This window comes from Bacillus kwashiorkori, assembly GCF_001375515.1.
Classification (GTDB): Bacteria; Bacillota; Bacilli; order Bacillales; family Caldibacillaceae; genus Bacillus_BK; species Bacillus_BK kwashiorkori.
This window is the reverse complement of the sequence record NZ_CTDX01000016.1, coordinates 378,404-396,291: the sequence shown is the minus strand read 5'-3', so window position 1 is coordinate 396,291 and position 17,888 is coordinate 378,404. Positions and strand designations below refer to the sequence as shown.

18 protein-coding genes are annotated in these 17,888 nt (G+C 34.9%); 6 read left to right on the top strand and 12 right to left on the bottom strand.

Going from position 1 to position 17,888, the window contains the following annotated elements:
* Positions 1-285: 285 nt before the first annotated feature.
* From BN1242_RS11110 to ispG, 3 genes are all read left to right on the top strand, one after another.
* Positions 286-1,056: a DUF1189 domain-containing protein gene (locus BN1242_RS11110; RefSeq protein WP_062355826.1), complete on the top strand. Its 771-nt coding sequence runs from the start codon at positions 286-288 to the stop codon at positions 1,054-1,056.
* Positions 1,057-1,186: 130 nt separating this feature from the next.
* A complete protein-coding gene (locus BN1242_RS11105) occupies positions 1,187-1,501 on the top strand; it encodes a hypothetical protein (protein ID WP_062355823.1) in 315 nt (104 codons plus the stop codon).
* A 180-nt stretch (positions 1,502-1,681) separates the two neighbouring features.
* Positions 1,682-2,788: a flavodoxin-dependent (E)-4-hydroxy-3-methylbut-2-enyl-diphosphate synthase gene (gene ispG / locus BN1242_RS11100; protein WP_062355820.1), complete on the top strand. Its 1,107-nt coding sequence runs from the start codon at positions 1,682-1,684 to the stop codon at positions 2,786-2,788.
* Between the two features lie 77 nt (positions 2,789-2,865).
* Here ispG and BN1242_RS11095 read toward each other — a convergent pair whose 3' ends face one another.
* From BN1242_RS11095 to BN1242_RS11080, 4 genes are all read right to left on the bottom strand, one after another.
* Positions 2,866-3,186 carry a hypothetical protein gene (locus BN1242_RS11095; RefSeq protein WP_062355817.1) on the bottom strand — a complete coding sequence of 107 codons (321 nt, stop codon included), beginning with the start codon at positions 3,184-3,186 and terminating at the stop codon, positions 2,866-2,868.
* Positions 3,187-3,410: 224 nt separating this feature from the next.
* Positions 3,411-3,824 carry a Fur family transcriptional regulator gene (locus tag BN1242_RS11090; protein ID WP_062355814.1) on the bottom strand — a complete coding sequence of 138 codons (414 nt, stop codon included), beginning with the start codon at positions 3,822-3,824 and terminating at the stop codon, positions 3,411-3,413.
* A gap of 15 nt (positions 3,825-3,839) precedes the next feature.
* On the bottom strand, positions 3,840-4,682 hold the full coding sequence (locus BN1242_RS11085; protein ID WP_062355811.1) for a metal ABC transporter permease: 843 nt from the start codon (positions 4,680-4,682) through the stop codon (positions 3,840-3,842).
* Positions 4,679-5,461: a metal ABC transporter ATP-binding protein gene (locus BN1242_RS11080; RefSeq protein WP_062355808.1), complete on the bottom strand. Its 783-nt coding sequence runs from the start codon at positions 5,459-5,461 to the stop codon at positions 4,679-4,681. Before BN1242_RS11080 ends, BN1242_RS11085 begins: the two co-directional genes overlap by 4 nt.
* Before the next feature lie 234 nt (positions 5,462-5,695).
* Here BN1242_RS11080 and BN1242_RS11075 point away from each other — a divergent pair, with 234 nt between their 5' ends.
* Complete coding sequence (locus BN1242_RS11075) at positions 5,696-5,950, top strand: DUF2624 domain-containing protein (RefSeq protein WP_062355805.1); 255 nt, start codon at positions 5,696-5,698, stop codon at positions 5,948-5,950.
* A gap of 53 nt (positions 5,951-6,003) precedes the next feature.
* Here the strand turns inward: BN1242_RS11075 and BN1242_RS11070 are convergent, their stop codons facing one another.
* Positions 6,004-6,897 carry a deoxyribonuclease IV gene (locus tag BN1242_RS11070; protein ID WP_062355802.1) on the bottom strand — a complete coding sequence of 298 codons (894 nt, stop codon included), beginning with the start codon at positions 6,895-6,897 and terminating at the stop codon, positions 6,004-6,006.
* A 51-nt stretch (positions 6,898-6,948) separates the two neighbouring features.
* A complete protein-coding gene (locus BN1242_RS11065) occupies positions 6,949-8,268 on the bottom strand; it encodes a DEAD/DEAH box helicase (protein WP_062355799.1) in 1,320 nt (439 codons plus the stop codon).
* 284 nt (positions 8,269-8,552) lie between these two features.
* On the opposite strand from BN1242_RS11065, the gene vrrA reads away from it, so the two are divergent.
* The gene (vrrA, locus tag BN1242_RS11060) at positions 8,553-9,209 is read left to right on the top strand and encodes a VrrA/YqfQ family protein (protein WP_062355796.1); all 657 of its coding nucleotides are present in this window, start codon (positions 8,553-8,555) and stop codon (positions 9,207-9,209) included.
* Positions 9,210-9,365: 156 nt separating this feature from the next.
* Complete coding sequence (locus BN1242_RS11055) at positions 9,366-10,313, top strand: 4-hydroxy-3-methylbut-2-enyl diphosphate reductase (protein ID WP_062355793.1); 948 nt, start codon at positions 9,366-9,368, stop codon at positions 10,311-10,313.
* A gap of 149 nt (positions 10,314-10,462) precedes the next feature.
* Here BN1242_RS11055 and BN1242_RS11050 read toward each other — a convergent pair whose 3' ends face one another.
* The 6 genes from BN1242_RS11050 to dnaG all read right to left on the bottom strand — a co-directional run bounded on the left by BN1242_RS11050 (position 10,463) and on the right by dnaG (position 17,767).
* The gene (locus BN1242_RS11050; protein ID WP_062355790.1) at positions 10,463-11,581 is read right to left on the bottom strand and encodes a Nif3-like dinuclear metal center hexameric protein; all 1,119 of its coding nucleotides are present in this window, start codon (positions 11,579-11,581) and stop codon (positions 10,463-10,465) included.
* Positions 11,559-12,284 carry a tRNA (adenine(22)-N(1))-methyltransferase gene (locus BN1242_RS11045; protein WP_062355788.1) on the bottom strand — a complete coding sequence of 242 codons (726 nt, stop codon included), beginning with the start codon at positions 12,282-12,284 and terminating at the stop codon, positions 11,559-11,561. The genes BN1242_RS11050 and BN1242_RS11045 overlap by 23 nt, the downstream gene beginning before the upstream one ends.
* A 346-nt stretch (positions 12,285-12,630) precedes the next feature.
* Positions 12,631-12,990 (bottom strand): cytochrome c550, encoded by a 360-nt coding sequence (gene cccA, locus BN1242_RS11040; protein ID WP_062355786.1) that lies wholly within the window; start codon positions 12,988-12,990, stop codon positions 12,631-12,633.
* A 162-nt stretch (positions 12,991-13,152) separates the two neighbouring features.
* Positions 13,153-14,292, bottom strand: a complete 1,140-nt coding sequence (locus tag BN1242_RS11035) for an acyl-CoA dehydrogenase (RefSeq protein WP_062355785.1) — start codon at positions 14,290-14,292, stop codon at positions 13,153-13,155.
* 517 nt (positions 14,293-14,809) lie between these two features.
* The gene (gene rpoD, locus BN1242_RS11030; RefSeq protein ID WP_062355783.1) at positions 14,810-15,937 is read right to left on the bottom strand and encodes an RNA polymerase sigma factor RpoD; all 1,128 of its coding nucleotides are present in this window, start codon (positions 15,935-15,937) and stop codon (positions 14,810-14,812) included.
* 21 nt (positions 15,938-15,958) lie between these two features.
* Positions 15,959-17,767 (bottom strand): DNA primase, encoded by a 1,809-nt coding sequence (gene dnaG / locus BN1242_RS11025; RefSeq protein ID WP_062355781.1) that lies wholly within the window; start codon positions 17,765-17,767, stop codon positions 15,959-15,961.
* Positions 17,768-17,888: the final 121 nt, after the last annotated feature.

Here is a 17,888-nt window from a genome sequence, read left to right as displayed (position 1 = left end):
CATGTAAAATCTAGCTAATGAAACGATAAAACCACCTACTTTATTTTATCCAAAACCTTTTTCCCTTAACAATTATGGCTAATTATTATAGGAAATGTAAATATTTATCTATACAAATTTACATAGGATTTACATTCACATTAATTATTACATTTATATTTCATTAGTATTACAAATAAGTTACAAGTGAAAATGTTTTTTTAAATTCTTATTGAAATCTCTCATTTACAATATTAGAATTATAATGGACTAGTATATTTCTTAATAAAAAAAGGATGGGGTTTAATGAATATTTTTAAACAGTTTTTTAAAAGTTTATATTCTCCGAAAGACATCGCATCTTTCCATTCACAAAAAATGGGGAAAACAATTCTTTATATTTTTTTAATCTCTATTTTGACAACTGTACCAATTGTTTTAAACATTCATTCTATCGTAAATAATTTTATTGGTGATACAAAAGATATCATTATTGACGAAGTTCCTAACTTTCATATTACTGATTATGAATTACAGATGGATGAATCAGAACCTGTAACAATCAATGCGGATGGTGTCACTTTGCTATTTGATAATTCGAAATTGATGACAGAAGTGGATATCGAAAAGAATACAATTAAATTTGTGAAAGATGGAGTCATTGCTGATATTGACGGCACAACCGATAGCTTTACTTATGCTTCACTTGAATTAAACGATATTAATAAAAATACAATGGTAGAAATATTGAATCTAGTAGACAGCAGCTTGCCGATAATTACAATGATCGTCTTTTTCATCGCCTATTTAATTTTTACAGCTGGTAACTTTATTAAAGTATCAGTTTTAGGATTGCTTTCTTTAATTCTCGTTTCCTCCTTTAGACTTGATTTAAAATATGGAAATGTATGGAAGATAAGTGCGTACAGTATTACTTTACCAATTACTTTCTTTGCAATTATGAATAGTTTTGGTGCAACAGTACCATTTGGTGGTGCAATTAATTGGGGAGTTAGCTTATTGATGATCTTCCTAGCTTTAAAAGAACTTACGAAAAACACAACAGACATAGCTTAATACTCACTAACGAGGTTAGGACATATTCCTTACCTCGTTTTTAATTTCCTCCAGTAATCTATTAATTATGCATAAAAAATAATAGACACGAATAAAATGATAGAAAAGTGATAACTGGAGGATTTTCATAATGAAACGTGTTCTAGGGCTCCTATTTTGCGGATTATGTATTTATGCTTTTTTTTATGATATTACGAAAGGGACAGTGCCAAATGTTGAAATAGAAAGTAAAACAACATTTACTAGTCAAATTCCTTATGAAGAAGTGCAAATTCAGCCTGGTGATACTTTATTATCTATTATTGATCGAAAGTATGGTTTTCCAGAAAATCATACTATTGAAAAAATAATTGCTGATTTTACTAAGTTAAATAACGGGTTAATGCCAGAACACATGCAACCAGGGAAAATTTATAAAATTCCCATTTACGATTCATCCTATTAAAGTTACAATTATGTATGATGACTAGCATGTATCTCCCTCTTTACTTCATGGATACTTATTATGTGGGGGGAACAGAAAGATTAGCTTTCTGCGGGAAAAACTAAATTCCTTGTCAATTTTATTATCTCATTGTTAAGATGAGTACAAAGGATTGAATTTATATAAAAGGAGAGAGTAACTTTGGGTGATATTACTCATCGTACAAAAACACGCCCAGTTAAGGTTGGGAATTTAACAATAGGCGGCAGTAATGAACTTTATATTCAAAGTATGACAACAACAAAAACTCATGATGTAGACGCAACAGTACAACAAATTCATAGATTAGAAGAAGCTGGATGTCAAATAGTTCGGGTGGCAGTACCTGATGAAAGAGCAGCAAATGCAATTTCTAGCATTAAAAAAAGAATAAATATTCCCTTAGTTGCTGATATTCATTTTGATTATAAATTAGCATTAAAAGCAATTGAAGGCGGAATTGATAAAATTAGAATTAATCCAGGAAATATTGGTCGGAAAGAAAAAGTTGAGGCAGTAGTAAAAGCAGCAAAAGAACGTGGAATTCCAATTAGAATTGGTGTTAACGCTGGTTCCTTAGAAAAACGGATTCTTGATAAATACGGATATCCTACCGCTGACGGAATGGTGGAAAGTGCTTTGCACCATATCAAAATATTAGAAGACCTCGATTTTCACGATATTATCGTTTCTATGAAAGCTTCCAATGTTCCGTTAGCTATTGAAGCGTATGAAAAAGCGGCCCGAGCTTTTAATTATCCACTTCATTTAGGAATAACAGAATCAGGTACATTGTTTGCCGGTACAGTAAAAAGTGCTGCTGGTTTAGGAGCAATTTTACATATGGGTATTGGCAATACGTTACGGATTTCGTTAAGTGCCGATCCTGTGGAAGAAATTAAAGTAGCCCGTGAACTTTTAAAATCATTCGGTTTAGCATCTAATGCTGCCACTTTAATTTCATGCCCTACATGTGGAAGAATTGAAATTGATCTCATTAGTATTGCGAATGAAGTGGAAGAATATATTCAAAAAATAAAAGCACCATTAAAAGTTGCTGTTCTTGGATGTGCAGTGAACGGCCCTGGTGAAGCTAGAGAGGCTGATATAGGCATAGCTGGAGCACGTGGGGAAGGCCTACTCTTTATGAAAGGGAAAATTGTGAGGAAAGTACCAGAAGAAATAATGGTAGAGGAATTAAAAAAGGAAATTGATATCTTAGCCGAAGAATATTTTAAAAATAAAGAAAAAGAAAAAGCGAATGCATAAAACAAAAATAAGACAGTCCCTATAGTATTTGGGACTGTCTTTTTTGACTAGAAACCATGTATATTATCTAATCTAAGTTAGAAAAACGGGGCAATCAACAGGCCAATTATTGCAGCAAAAGCACCTACACCAATCGCCCAATTTCCTAAACTATTGGCACCACGTTTTTTAGCCATGAACCCTAAAACTACACCAGCACCACCAAATAATACTGGAGCCATAAACAAAGCTAAAATGGATAATACTAACGCGGCAATTCCTAAACCTCTGCCGCCTTGCTCTGCATTCGTTTGTTCGGTTGTACGTGTTCGATTAATCGGGACAGCCATTTCCGCTGCTGTTTCTTCATCATATCGATTTGTCTGTGCCGATTTGTATTCATCCTTGAAGTCGGTCATCAAACCCCTCGCTTTCAAAAAACGTAAAACCACGCTTCTTAAAGTTGAAGCATTATTATTGTTTGCAGAGAGGGTTTTTTCATAACAATAAAATTTTAGCAATTTTGGATGCAGGCCCCATTAAACAGAAAAAAATAAGAGATATTCATTTCTTGGATAGACTATTGTCGAACGAACTAAGTCAAATTAAAAAAATGAAATAATCTCAGCCACATTGCTGAGATTTAATGATTACATTCTGTACAATAACCGTATATTTCAAACTTATGGTCAGCAATGGTATAATCTTTTAATTTATCGTAAATAAATTCCATTGGACAAGTTTCAATTTCCTTCGTTTTTCCGCATTCAAGGCAAATAAAATGATGGTGATGATGATTTCTGGAACAGCGGAAGCGGAAATTTTTCTCACCGGAAAGCTCGGTCATTTCTAATATACCAAGATCGACAAACAATGATAAATTGCGATAAATTGTATCAAAACTTAAATTTGGATAAATACTATTCATTCCTAAAAAAACATCTTTCGCCGTTAAATAACGGTCCTCTTCTTCCATAAATTTTAACATGTCGATTCTTTTACCAGTATATTTGTAACCTTCGTCCTTTAATATTTGAATTGCCTCGTTTACATCCACTTTTCATTCTCCCCTTTAATTACTTTGTCTCGTTCGCCATTTATTATTAACAATTGTTCCTAATAAGAATAATGCAGCCAAAACAACAATTGCTCCACCTGGGGCAATATCTAAATAATAAGCACTAACTAATCCGCCAATAACAGATATCTCTCCAAATATAATCGCATAAAAAATGGCTTGTTTAAAGCTTTTAGCAATTCGCATACTTGCTGCTACCGGTAATGTCATTAATGCGGATACTAAAAGGACTCCTACAATTCGCATAGAAATAGCAATCACAAGTGCAACTAAAACGATAAAAATAAAATGAATCAACTTTGCTTTCAAACCAATTGCTTTTCCATATTCTTCATCAAAAGATAATAAAAATAGCTCCTTATACAAATAAGTAATCGTTAATAAGACGATAATAAATATGACGAAAATAATAAGCAGATCCACCCTGCTAACGGCACTAACACTTCCGAATAAATAACCGAATAAATCCGTATTGAATCCGTCGGCCAATGATATAAAAATAACACCAAGTCCAACACCTAAGGACATAATAATTGGTATCGCCAACTCCTCATAGTGCTTATAAACGGTTCGTAATTTCTCAATTAATAAAGCACCCCCGATAGAAAACACCATTCCACCGTACAATGGATTGACTACTGCAAATGGAGCCCAAATTTTTCCTAATAAAAGGCTGGCAGCAATACCAGATAATGTTACATGGCTTAAGGCGTCGGCGATAAGCGCTAGTCTTCTAACAACGATAAATACTCCTAATAGAGGAGCAATCATGCCTATAATGATTCCCGTTAAAAATGCATTTTGTAAAAACTCATATTGCATGAGGCTGGTAATCATTCGTGTCCCTCCTCGTGATGGTTATGTGTTAATATTTTGACATCATGACCATACATTGATGAAAGATTGACACTCTCTTCTTCGAATCTATTCACATCTCCATGAAAATGGAGTGTATGGTTTATACAAGCAACATGTGTTATTTTTTCTGTGACCGCACCAATATCGTGTGTCACTAATATTAATGTAATATCTTTATCTTTTTGCAGTGAACCGAGTAGATTGTAAAATTGACTAACACGTTTCGCATCCACGCCAACTGTCGGCTCATCTAAAATGAGAAGCTCTGGTTCACTTACTATTGCTCTTGCGATAAATACCCGTTGTTGTTGACCCCCACTTAATTCACCGATATTTCGATTTACATATTCATCCATCTCAACTGCTTTTAGAGCTGTTATAACTTTTTCGTTTATTGACTTTGAAAAGAAAAATTGGAATAAGCTGGCTTTCTTTGTTAATCCACTACGAACAACTTCAAAAACAGTTGCTGGAAAGGCAGAGTTAAAAGCATTAGACTTTTGCGAAACATAGCCGATCTTTTCCCATTTAGTAAAATGCTCCATTTTCTCACCAAATAAATAAATTTCACCTGATTGTTTTTTTAATAAACCGAGTAACAGTTTTAATAAAGTGGATTTTCCTGAACCATTAGGTCCGACAATACCGAGAAAATCTCCACGATGGACGACAAGGTTAATATTCTCTAATACTTTATCTTTTTCATATTGGAAGGATAAATCGTTTATTTCAATTAACGGTTGTTTATTTTTTTGCATACACTCACCTTTTACCTTAACAGCAAGTACCCTTCGAAATTAATACTTGCAAAAATATGTTATTAAGAATCATTCCGATTTAACAAAAGAAGTATACACTACTTTTTCATTTATGTAAAGAAATCCTGTCATCTTTGCCTCTATATTAAATTAGGAGAATAAAAAAGGTACTTTTCATATTTTTCTTTCATACATTATTTAAGTGGGAAAATTGAAGCGACTGGAGGGTAATGAATGAAGTTTTTCCAAAACATTATTAATATGAAAATCAACTCGGTGACTGGAGATGAATTGTTAAAATACGGGAAACAGTTTCAAATTCATGTGACAAAAGAACAGGCTGATAAAATTGCAGCATATTTGCGAGGAAAAAACGTCAATATTTTTAACGATACAGAGCGAGCAAATGTGATCAAAGAAATTGCAAAAATCGCAGGACCTAATACGGCAAAAAAAGTAAACCAGCTTTTTATCCAATTAACTCAATAAGAAAATAGTCTGCGGCGTCATTTTCATTCAATTGCCGCAGCTATTTTTTTAGTTTATGATTCAACGATGACTTGTAACAACTTTTCGTTGAATGTTTGATTCCTAAGCATTTCGATTTCGAGGCGGTATGGTGCTTTTTTATTGTTTTTGTCTGTACCGACATAAGGTGTTTCTAAAATTTTTGGTATATGCACTAATTGTGGATGATGAACGATATAATTTATAGCGCGGAAACCGATTTGACCAAAGCCGATATTTTCATGGCGGTCTTTTCGCGCCCCACGAGGATTTTTACTATCGTTAATATGCAATACTTTAAGGCGATCAATACCGATAATTTTATCAAATTCATTTAACACACCATCGAAATCTTCCACAATATTGTAGCCAGCATCATGTGTATGGCAAGTATCGAAACAGACAGATAAATGTTCATTATGGGTTACACCATCGATGATTTTAGCAATTTCTTCAAATGATGAACCAACTTCTGAACCTTTCCCCGCCATTGTTTCTAACGCGATTTGAACATTTTGCTCATTTTGAATTACTTCATTTAATCCTTCGATAATTTTATTTATCCCGTTATTTACTCCAGCGCCAACATGTGCACCTGGATGAAGAACAATCTGCTTAGCACCAATCGCATCGGTACGTTCAATCTCGGTTTGTAAAAAGTTGACTCCTAACTCGAATGTTGCCGGGTTGTTTGTGTTACCAATATTAATAATATATGGTGCGTGGACGACTATTTCGTCTATTCCATTCGCTTTCATATGCTCTTGGCCAGCTTCAATATTTAAATCGATGATTTTTTTCCTACGTGTATTTTGTGGTGCCCCTGTATATATCATAAATGTGTTTGCCCCGTAAGAAACTGCTTCTTCACTGGCAGCAAGCAACATTTTTGCCCCGCTCATTGAAACATGAGAACCAATTTTTAACATATTCTCCTCTCCTTCATCAAACTATAATTAGTAAAAAAATTTCCAATATGTTTATTTTAACCTACTACTTCTTCTTTGTCGCTTTTTTAGACTTTCTAATTCATTTTGCATTTTTTTCTTATATCCTGGTTTCACTTTTTTCGGTTTTTTCACTTTGTTCATTAATTGTTTATTGACTGACTGATTTTTTTTCGTATCAAAACGGGTGGCACGGCGATTCCTATCATCTATATCACGCCATTCTCCGTTGCTAATATCTTTGTTTGCGAAAGTGATTCCCATTTTTTCAAGTTTCTCAATTAGCGGTATATCTTGTTCTTCATAAATAACAGTGGAAATACCTGTATAGTTCGCTCTACCTGTCCGACCAGCCCGGTGAATATAAAAATTCAAATCACTCGGTAATTCATAATGAATCACATGACTAACTCCTTCAATATCAATACCACGAGAGGCTAAATCGGTAGCAACAATATATTGATAATCTAAGTTGCGGATTGCAGTCATCATTTTCTTCCGTTCTCTAGGGCTTAAATCACCATGCAGGCGCCCCACTTTCAACCCTTCTTCTAATAAGGAGTCAGCTAAATCTTCCGCCTGTTTTTTAGTATTAGTAAAAATAATTGCCAAATAAGGATTGAAAGCTGTCATTATTTCCACTAAAAGTTTTCCTTTATTCCGATGGCGTAAAGGAACTAATTGGTGAGAAATATTTTTTGCTGTTTTTTCGTTAGGATCAACATGGACAAAAACTGGATTTTCCATATATTTTTTTAAAAATGGACGCAAATTATTAGGGATCGTTGCTGAAAATACGAGCATTTGTAAGTTTTCTGGCATTCTGGCAGCAAGCTTATCAACATCATCAATAAAGCCCATTTCGAGCATTAAATCTGCCTCATCAACAACGATCGTCCGACTCGTATGAACAAGTAACGCATTTTCCTTTACTAAATCAAAAATTCTTGCCGGTGTTCCAACAACTATGTGAGGTTGAGTAGTTAACTTGTCCATTGCTCGTTTTTTATCCGTACCACCTACATAACATCTTGCTATAATTGGCTTATCTGGATCACAATGCTTCGTAATTTTTAATATTTCATGGTAAATCTGATTTGCCAATTCTCTAGTTGGTGCGGTAATAACAGCTTGTACTACTTGTCTTTCTTGCTGTATTTCCGAAAGGATTGGTAATAAGTATGCATGTGTTTTCCCGGTACCTGTTTGAGACTGACCAACGATACTCTCACCCTTTAATGCTTTCGGAATAACTCTTTCTTGGATTTCTGTTGGCTCATAATAATTTAATTCTTTTACTGCTTCCATAATATATGGTTTTAATTGAAATTTAGAAAATTTTGATTCATTCATGAGCTAATCGCCTCATTTCCTTTTCTTTTTTTCCGTAAGATGTCTGTTTAGTATTATACATAAAATTGGATAATATCTCCACATTGCTTTAAAGAATATCATCATAGGTTTTTTAAAAACAAATTCATTAATAGTCAAAGTAACAGTAAAAATGGATACCTAGTTGTTTTTCCCTTTGCATAATAGGTAATGGGTAATTGCGAGAAACACTAACGAAAACTAAACGTTTGCATATTGTATAAAAGATAAACTTAGATCGTGTCATAGAAAGGAGGGCCCGCCTAATGGTTCCACGATCCAATCAACGACCGTTTTTCATCCAAAGTCAAGGTTTCCATCATCCACCGATGCCGCCTAGTCATAATAATTTATTTACAAACTTCTCTAGACAAACGACTCCAAGGCAACTGCAGCCTCGCGGAGGATTACTGGCGAAGATTTTTGGAAAAAGTAATAATCCAATTCCCTCTACACCGGTAAACCCGTTTCAATTTGGTAGGCAAAGCATGGCAAATTTAGCAAATCAACAAACGACATCAAATTTACTTAGCTTTGAAAACATCTCCAAATTTTTAGGTCAAACACAACAAGTTTTACGAACAGTTCAGCAAGTCGGTCCAATGGTACAGCAATATGGACCGATAATTAAAAACTTACCTGCACTTTGGAAATTGTACCGTGGTTTGTCGGCAGATAATACTGATTCGGAAACAGAAACGACCGAATTAGATTTAGAAAATAATCTAGAAAATAACGATGACAAAGTTCCCGCTGAAAATGAATTTGATATACAAGCTGAGACAAATGTAAATCAGCAAAATTTTCAAAATGATAAACTCGACGAACATCCGAAAAACCCACCAATAAAAAAGCAAAATAAAGAGGGTAAGAAACAAAAACAATTGGAAACAAAACCTTCTGTCCCAAAGCTATATATTTAAGTACGAGCGTTAACTAACATTGGGTCAACTTTTTAATAAGTTAGTTTATCTTAGTGTTTTCATTTGTTTTCTTTAAAAGCAAGAACTCTTTGTATTAAAGAATAAACTCCTATATAATATAGTCATAGTTTATAAGTTTATATAGGAGGAGCTTGCATGGAAGTTATCAAAATCTCTCCCCGTGGTTACTGTTACGGTGTTGTCGATGCAATGGTAATTGCTCGTAATGCATCCTTAGATAAAACATTACCAAGACCGATTTATATCCTCGGTATGATTGTTCATAATAAACATGTTACAGAAGCGTTTCAAGAAGAAGGTATTATTACGTTAGATGGGAAGAATAGAAAAGAAATATTAGAAAAAGTAAATAAAGGAACCGTTATTTTTACTGCTCACGGAGTTTCCCCGGAAGTTCGTGATATTGCAAAGGAAAAAGGATTAGTCACGATTGATGCGACTTGTCCAGATGTAACCCGTACCCATGATTTAATTAAAGAAAAAACAAGTGAAGGTTATGAAGTAGTGTATATTGGGAAAAAAGGACATCCAGAGCCTGAAGGAGCGGTAGGTGTTGCTCCAGAGAAAGTGCACCTCGTGGAAACAATGGCTGATGTCGCAGCATTAAAGGTTATTAGCGAGAAAATCATTGTAACTAACCAAACGACAATGAGCCAATGGGATGTTCATCATATTATGGAAGCAGTGTTAGAAAAATATCCTTCAGCAGAAAAACATAATGAAATTTGTCTTGCTACCCAAATCAGACAAGAAGCTGTCGCAGAACAAGCGAAAGAAGCCGATGTCGTAATCGTAGTAGGCGACCCAAAAAGCAATAATTCTAACCGCCTTGCACAAGTATCGGAGGAAATTGCTGGTACGAGGGCATATCGAGTTAGTGATGTAAGTGAGATTGAAATTGATTGGATTAAAGATGCAAAAAAAGTTGCCGTAACAGCAGGTGCTTCAACGCCAACATTAATTACTAAAGAAGTGATTAATTTTCTTGAACAATTTGATCCAAAAGATGAATCAACGTGGACTAGGGAAAAGAAAATTCCACTATCGAAAATTTTACCAAAAGTAAAAAGAAAAACTAGCTAAATATAGTGATTCTTATATAGCCATTAAGATAAAGAAGGAACAGGCACTTATTAAGCCGTGTTCCTTTTTGTTTATAATATTTTTTATAATACCTCCATTACATGTTGCACTATAGAATTGTCTCCTAGCATGGATGTAATATGTAAAAATTAAATAAATTGGAATGGATCGGTATTTTTAGTGGATGGGATTATGTCTACATTATAGCGAGCTTGTTGACACAGTTCCGTCATTTTATTGACTACCCCTTGCTTCATAACTTGTTCAATATGGTGCCCTGGGTCTACAACGTTTAAACCTGCCATCATCGCATCATGGGCAGTATGATAATAAAAATCTCCTGTAACATAAACATCAGCACCTTTACGGATTGCATTGTGAAAATATTTATTGCCATCTCCACCTAATACAGCAACCTTTTTTACCTTATCTTGTAAATTCCCAACAACTCGGAGGCTTTTTACTTGAAAAACCTCTTTCGCAAATTCAGCAAACTGTGCGAGACTCATTTCTTCACGTAAATAACCTATTCTCCCAAGACCAAGTTGTTCACCACGTATATTTAGTGGATATATATCATAAGCAGGTTCTTCATAAGGGTGTTTTCTTAACATTTCTCGAACAATTTCTCTTTCCAAAGATGATGGTATTACCGTTTCGACTCTTACTTCTTCCACGGCCTCTAATTGACCTGCTTGGCCAATATATGGGTTCGTCTCTTCATTTGGTAAAAAACGTCCAGTGCCATCGATAGAAAAGGAACAATGACTATATTCGCCAATTGCTCCAGCCCCTAAATTTCCTAAAAGTTGACGGATTTCTTCTGCATGATTTTTTGGGACAAAAACAACGAGCTTTTTCAATGAATCCTCGTAGGTAGGGACTAAAACTTCTGTATTTTGTAACTGTAATGATTGAGCTAATAAATCATTGACCCCACCTTTTGCAACATCCAAGTTCGTATGAGCACAATACACTGCGATATTGTTCTTTATCAGCTTTTCGATAACTCTGCCATAAGTTTGTTCCGTTTGTATGGAAGTTAGTGGGCGAAAAATTAACGGATGATGCGCTATTATTAATTGTGCACCCTTTTCTATTGCCTCATCGACAACTTCCTCTAGAACATCAAGGGTAACTAACACTTTATTAACTTGCTTATTTAATTGCCCGACTTGAAGGCCAATTTTATCCCCTTCCATCGCTAAGAACTTTGGGGCATATGTTTCAAACAGTTGGATGATTTCATGACCGTTCGGAATTTTCATTTGCGAATACCTCCAAATACCAATTAATATATTCGGTTAATTCTGCTCTTTTCCGCTTTATTTCACTTGTTTCGGTACCTTTGCTAATTTGTTTTAATATTTGACGCCAATTAGTATATTCGCGCTGCCATTTTTTCCGAAAAACAGAATTATTCTGTTGTAACAAATACGGACCAAATAATAATTCTTTCTCTGTATCATTATAAGGCACATATGGGTTACCTTTATCAGCAACTAACACTTCATAAATATGTCCGTCTTCTTCTAGAATTTCTTCGGCAACTAACTGCCAACCATTACTCATTAACCACTTTCTAACTATTTGTGCGGCTACATTCGGCTGTAAGATTAGCCGCTCTACAGATAGCAATTTCTCTTTACCTGCCTCTAAAATACTAGCAATTAACGGACCACCCATACCGGCAATTGTTATACAATCCACTTCACTATCTTTCACAACTGTTAATCCGTCACCTTTGCGAACTTCAATAACATGTTGGAGTAAATGTTCCTTTACATTTTGTTTTGCAGCTTCAAATGGACCATCCGCTACTTCTCCAGCTATTACTCCTTTTACCGCACGAGTTTTTATTGCGTGTATCGGTAAGTACGCATGATCGGAACCAATATCAGCGAAGATACAATCTTTCGGTATGTATTTTAATACAGTTGTTAAACGCTGAGATAGCTTATTGTTTGTCATCGATTCACCAAACTTTCTATATCTGCCATTATAAAACAATATTATCATTAACATACCGAATTTTTAAGAGGAATTCAAACAAATTCAGCAAGTGGCTATTGTCATATCTGGACTAAAGGGAGGATGTTCCCAACTTCTATCTTCAAGCATCCTTAAAAAAATTCCTTATAATGAAGGTCTATTTCTTATCTTTCCATTATGGTGGTTTTGCATAATTAGAGGTGTTTCCGTACTGGGTAGGGGGCGTATTTTGTAAATATGGAGGATTATAACACCTATAAAAAAGAAGCTAACTCAAATGGTCAATTTATCGCCCTTTCGAGTCAGCCTCCTTCCTCATTATTTATTAATTTAAAGATTTAAGCCATTCGACCATTTCGTCTAAACTATTTTCCGGTACAAGTCCACCTGGCATAATTCCCTTACCATTCACTAACACTTCTTTTATTTCCTCATCAGAAAGTTTATCTCCAACACCTTTTAACCCTGGTACAGAATTTGAGCCATCATAATTTTCCCCATGACAAGAAATACAGCTTTTTTGCTGATAAATTTCTTCTGGAGTTAGTTGAACTGTTTCCCCTTGTTCATCTTTCCCGTTAGCTTGTTGCTTACTGTTGCCAACATCAACTAAAGAAAGTGCAACAACAAGTCCAATACCAAAAACCATTATTAAAATGTATGGCATAATTGCATTTTTCTTCATGAATAAATTTCTCCCCTTTGTATGTATTAGTACGAGTATATACAAACAATTCTTATTTTACTTTAAAAAATGAAAAAGGGGAAGCGAAAAACACTATCGGTATAGTGTTTTTCAAAAACTTGACACAAATTAGCTTCAAATTGGATTGATTTCGAATAAAAGTTAACAGCCTATTTCTCTGGCAATAACCATTCTTTGAACTTCTGATGTACCTTCCCCAATCTCTAATAATTTTGCATCACGCATATATCGCTCAACATGATAATCTTTCATATAGCCATTTCCACCGTGAATTTGGACTGCTTGCGAGGTGATTTCCATACAAATTTCCGATGCATAAAGTTTGCACATCGATGCCTCTTTCGTAAATTTCCTACCTTGGTCTTTTAACCAAGCTGCTTTATAAACCATATTTCTAGCTAATTCAATTTTCATTGCCATATCGGCTAATTTAAATTGAATCGCTTGAAATTTGGATAACGGCATGCCAAATTGATGACGTTCCTTCGCGTAAGTTAAAGATTTTTCATACGCGGCCTGGGCAATTCCAACTGCCATTGCTCCAATACCAATTCTCCCCCCATCTAACGTTTGCAAAAATTGTTTGAACCCTTCTCCGCGTTTTCCTAATAAATTCTCTTGTGGAACCCGTACATTTTCTAATAGAAGTTCTGTCGTATTGGAAGAGTGTAAGCCCATTTTTTCATAATTATCAATTATTTGAAAACCGTCCAATTCGGTTGGAACGATTATGGCACTAATCTCCTTTTGATTTCCGTTTCGATTAGTAACCGCTGTTAATGCTAAAAACTTAGCATAGCTGGCATTTGTAATAAAACATTTATTCCCATTAATGACAAAGTCGTCCCCATCTTCTGTTGCTATTGTACTAGTCCCCCCTGCATCCGATCCTGCATTAGGCTCTGTAAGCCCGAAAGCCCCTAATGATTCACCTGTGCAGATAGGTACTAAGTATTTTTCTTTCTGCTCTTTTGTGCCAAATAAATGAATAGGGGCTCCCCCAAGAGAAATATGTGCCGAATACGTAATACCTGTAGATCCACATGCACGGCTTAGTTCCTCAACAACAATTGCAAAACTAATCGTATCTGCTCCAGCCCCACCATACTCTTCTGGAAAAGGTAAGCCCATTATCCCTAAATCACCTAATTTTTTAAACACTTCTTTCGGAAATGTTTTTGTCCGGTCCCGTTCTAACGCATCTTTTGCCACCTCTTCTTCTGCAAACTCGCGTATGACTTTCTTTAGCATTTTTTGTTCAGAAGTTAAATCAAAATACATTACCATCCCCCCAAGTTTGAATGCGTTTCCACTCCATTATAATGCTTTTTAAAAAATTTTGAAATAATATAGTTTTTTATAGTTAAGCTCAGTTAAGGACCAATATGGAGATTTATAGCTTTTTGATTCTCGCTGTAGGAAAGAGACTCCTCAAAAAATGCATAGCATTTTCCTTCGTGTGATGAATCATTACCGAAGCTTTCCTTGTCCCAGGGAATAGGAGTAAGGGTGTGTCACCGGACACCTGCAAAGATGGCGAAGCGCTTAGACGAAAATTAACAACAAAGTTCAATAGTGCCAATAGTTAAAAAGGAAAATGATAAATTAGGTACAATGGCATTTGCAAAATAAGAAAAACTTTATTAAAATAAATGACAATACGATCAAATGAAAAAATCCCTTTCATAAAGCTCGGTTAAGTAAGAGGTGGAATTTTGTTACTAGCCAAAAAGCAATTCTGCTTAAAAAGCAAAAAAATGGTTTGCTATTTGCAAACCATCAATAATCCAAATATAATTTATTCTAAGAAATCTTTTAGTCTTTTGCTACGACTAGGGTGTCTTAATTTCCGTAGAGCTTTCGCTTCAATTTGCCGAATTCGTTCGCGAGTAACACCAAAGACTTTTCCAACTTCTTCTAATGTTCTCGTACGGCCATCATCGAGACCAAAACGAAGTCGTAAAACATTTTCTTCGCGATCTGTTAATGTATCAAGAACATCTTCCAATTGCTCTTTCAACATTTCATAAGCTGCGTGATCAGATGGAGATGTCGCTTCTTGATCTTCAATAAAATCACCTAGATGGGAATCGTCTTCTTCTCCAATTGGTGTTTCAAGCGAAACAGGTTCTTGGGCAATTTTGAGGATTTCTCTAACCTTTTCAGGTGTCAAATCCATTTCTTCTGCAATCTCTTCTGGTGTTGGTTCACGTCCTAAATCTTGTAATAGTTGTCTTTGGATGCGAATTAGTTTATTTATTGTTTCCACCATATGGACTGGGATACGAATAGTTCTTGCCTGATCGGCAATAGCACGAGTTATCGCTTGACGTATCCACCATGTTGCATACGTACTAAATTTAAAGCCTTTACGATAGTCAAATTTCTCTACCGCCTTAATAAGGCCCATATTACCTTCTTGAATTAAATCTAAGAAGAGCATTCCACGACCAACATATCGTTTTGCAATACTTACTACAAGCCGTAAATTCGCTTCAGCCAATCTGCGTTTTGCTTCTTCGTCTCCTTGTTCAATTCTTTCTGCTAGCGCAATTTCCTCTTCGGCAGAAAGTAAATCTACCCTACCAATTTCTTTTAAATACATACGGACAGGGTCATTAATTTTCACACCAGGAGGGACACTTAAGTCGTTTAAATCAAATTCTTCTTCTTTTTCTAATTCATCTAAATCTGGGTCGTCATCTTCTTCTTCTACTTCTTCAGCTAATCGAATTCCTTGTTCTGATAAATGGTCATAAAATTCGTCCATCTGTTCAGAATCTAATTCAAAACCCGATAATTTTTCAGCAATTGTATCGTATGTTAAAACTCCACGTTTTTTCCCTAATTCAATAACTTGGTCTTTTGCTTGGTTTAGTGTTAATTCTTGTTCAACCTCTTTGGAACGTGCTGACTTTTCAGCCATTTGTTCCCCTCCTTCCAACAATTAAAGCATTTTTTTCAATTGCATCATTTCTAACGCAATCTTTTTTGCTTTTTCAAAATCTTGCTCAAGCTCTGCTTTTTTAGCTTCCTTTAACATCGCTTGGATTGTTAATTCCTGGTGATATTTAGTAACATAATGTATATAATCAGATAATTCCTTATCCGAAATTTCCTCATTTATTTGTAGCATTCCTATTTCCGAAATTAAATTTCTAATTTGTGAGTCATTAACAAATGTTAAGAAATGGCTTAAGTCAGGTTCATTTCCTGCTTCATAAAATGCATATAAGTACGTAATAATTGTTTGGTGTTCATCAAAATTTAAAGATTGCTCTCCTAACATTTCCTGGACTTTCCAAGTTAATTGTACATTTTTTAACATATGGGCTATTAACATTCGTTCTGCGTTATAATATGCTGTATTATTTTTTTTATCCTGCTTTTTAACCGATAAATAATCAATATTATATGATTTTTGCCTATTTAGCTTATTTTTATAAGTGGAACTAAATTTTCGGAGTTGTTTTTGCAGTGCATCTAATGAAAGAGAGAACTGCTCTGCTAATTTTCGCAAATATAAATCCACTTCCACAGCATTAGTTAGTTTGCCCAGTTCTATTAATACTTCTTCGATAAATTTAAGGCGATCTCCTTCTTTTTGTAGGTTTTTTCCCTTTTGAAAATATTCATACTTAAATGCCATAAATGTTATCTTTGCATCCATTACTTTATTTCGAAAGGCTTCTGCACCATTTTTTTTAATGTATTCATCTGGATCTTTATTTTCAGGAACTACAGCAACATACACTTGGCACCCTGCCTCAAACAATGTTTCACCTGCTTTGATGGTAGCTGTCTGGCCTGCACTATCACTATCAAAGCATAAAATTACTTGATTTGTTGTCCGTTTTATCAAACTAATATGCTCTTCTGTTAACGCTGTGCCCATCGTTGCAATTCCATAGTCAACTCCTGCTTGGTAAGCAGAGATACAGTCGGCAAATCCTTCAAAAACCACCACCATTTGCTTTTTCCTAATGTTCGGGCGAGCGCGATGAAAGTTATAAAAAATTTTCCCTTTATGAAACAAATCTGTTTCAGGGCTATTTAAATACTTTGGTTGATCTTGGTCTATTATTGCTCTACCAGAAAATGCTATTGTATTTCCTTTCGAATCAAAGATTGGGAACATAATTCGGTTTCTAAATCGATCAAAAAATGTCTCGTTTTCTGACTTGATAACTAACCCAGATCTTTCCAACAGTTGTTCAGAAAAGCCGCGCTTCGTCAAAAATTGATAATCCATATCCCAAGAGTTTAATGAATAACCAATTTGAAATGTTTCAATGAGCTCATTAGTGAATCCTCTTTTATATAAGTATTCTAACGCTTCTTGACCATCCTTCGTGTGCATAAGAATATGGTGGTAGAATTTTCTTAACAATTCATGAGCTTCAATCATTTGCTGTTGTTTTGAGTTTTTCGATGTTAGCTTTTCAAATTGGTCCTCACGGATATCTAACTCAACATTGCCTAATTGGGCTAATTTGATCGTTGCTTCCTGGAACGAAATACCGTCGATATCCATTAAAAAGGAATAAACATTACCACCAGCACCACAACCGAAACAATGATATATTTGTTTTTCTGGGGATACTGAGAATGATGGTGTTTTTTCTCCATGGAATGGACATAAACCAAAATAATTGCGGCCATGTTTCTTTAATTGGACATACTCACTAATGACGTCAACAATGTCGACCGCTTGTCTAATTTCATTTATTTTTTCTTCAGGGATCCGTTCTGCCATGAGAACAACTCCCTCCATCCTATTTTGTTCTACATTAAATTACGAAATCCTGCATGATTCGACAAAATTTCTACATATTTTTATGAAGTTTAGTATCTCCATCCATGACAGCCTTGTTATT

Excerpts from the sequence above, each read along its gene's own strand:
- BN1242_RS11110 (WP_062355826.1), top strand. The coding sequence starts at position 286 with ATGAATATTTTTAAACAGTTTTTTAAAAGTTTATATTCTCCGAAAGAC.
- BN1242_RS11105 (WP_062355823.1), top strand. The coding sequence starts at position 1,187 with ATGAAACGTGTTCTAGGGCTCCTATTTTGCGGATTATGTATTTATGCT.
- BN1242_RS11095 (WP_062355817.1), bottom strand. The coding sequence starts at position 3,186 with ATGACCGACTTCAAGGATGAATACAAATCGGCACAGACAAATCGATAT.
- BN1242_RS11085 (WP_062355811.1), bottom strand. The coding sequence starts at position 4,682 with ATGATTACCAGCCTCATGCAATATGAGTTTTTACAAAATGCATTTTTA.
- BN1242_RS11080 (WP_062355808.1), bottom strand. The coding sequence starts at position 5,461 with ATGCAAAAAAATAAACAACCGTTAATTGAAATAAACGATTTATCCTTC.
- BN1242_RS11075 (WP_062355805.1), top strand. The coding sequence starts at position 5,696 with ATGAAGTTTTTCCAAAACATTATTAATATGAAAATCAACTCGGTGACT.
- BN1242_RS11070 (WP_062355802.1), bottom strand. The coding sequence starts at position 6,897 with ATGTTAAAAATTGGTTCTCATGTTTCAATGAGCGGGGCAAAAATGTTG.
- BN1242_RS11065 (WP_062355799.1), bottom strand. The coding sequence starts at position 8,268 with ATGAATGAATCAAAATTTTCTAAATTTCAATTAAAACCATATATTATG.
- vrrA (WP_062355796.1), top strand. The coding sequence starts at position 8,553 with ATGGTTCCACGATCCAATCAACGACCGTTTTTCATCCAAAGTCAAGGT.
- BN1242_RS11055 (WP_062355793.1), top strand. The coding sequence starts at position 9,366 with ATGGAAGTTATCAAAATCTCTCCCCGTGGTTACTGTTACGGTGTTGTC.
- BN1242_RS11050 (WP_062355790.1), bottom strand. The coding sequence starts at position 11,581 with ATGAAAATTCCGAACGGTCATGAAATCATCCAACTGTTTGAAACATAT.
- BN1242_RS11045 (WP_062355788.1), bottom strand. The coding sequence starts at position 12,284 with ATGACAAACAATAAGCTATCTCAGCGTTTAACAACTGTATTAAAATAC.
- cccA (WP_062355786.1), bottom strand. The coding sequence starts at position 12,990 with ATGAAGAAAAATGCAATTATGCCATACATTTTAATAATGGTTTTTGGT.
- BN1242_RS11035 (WP_062355785.1), bottom strand. The coding sequence starts at position 14,292 with ATGTATTTTGATTTAACTTCTGAACAAAAAATGCTAAAGAAAGTCATA.
- rpoD (WP_062355783.1), bottom strand. The coding sequence starts at position 15,937 with ATGGCTGAAAAGTCAGCACGTTCCAAAGAGGTTGAACAAGAATTAACA.
- dnaG (WP_062355781.1), bottom strand. The coding sequence starts at position 17,767 with ATGGCAGAACGGATCCCTGAAGAAAAAATAAATGAAATTAGACAAGCG.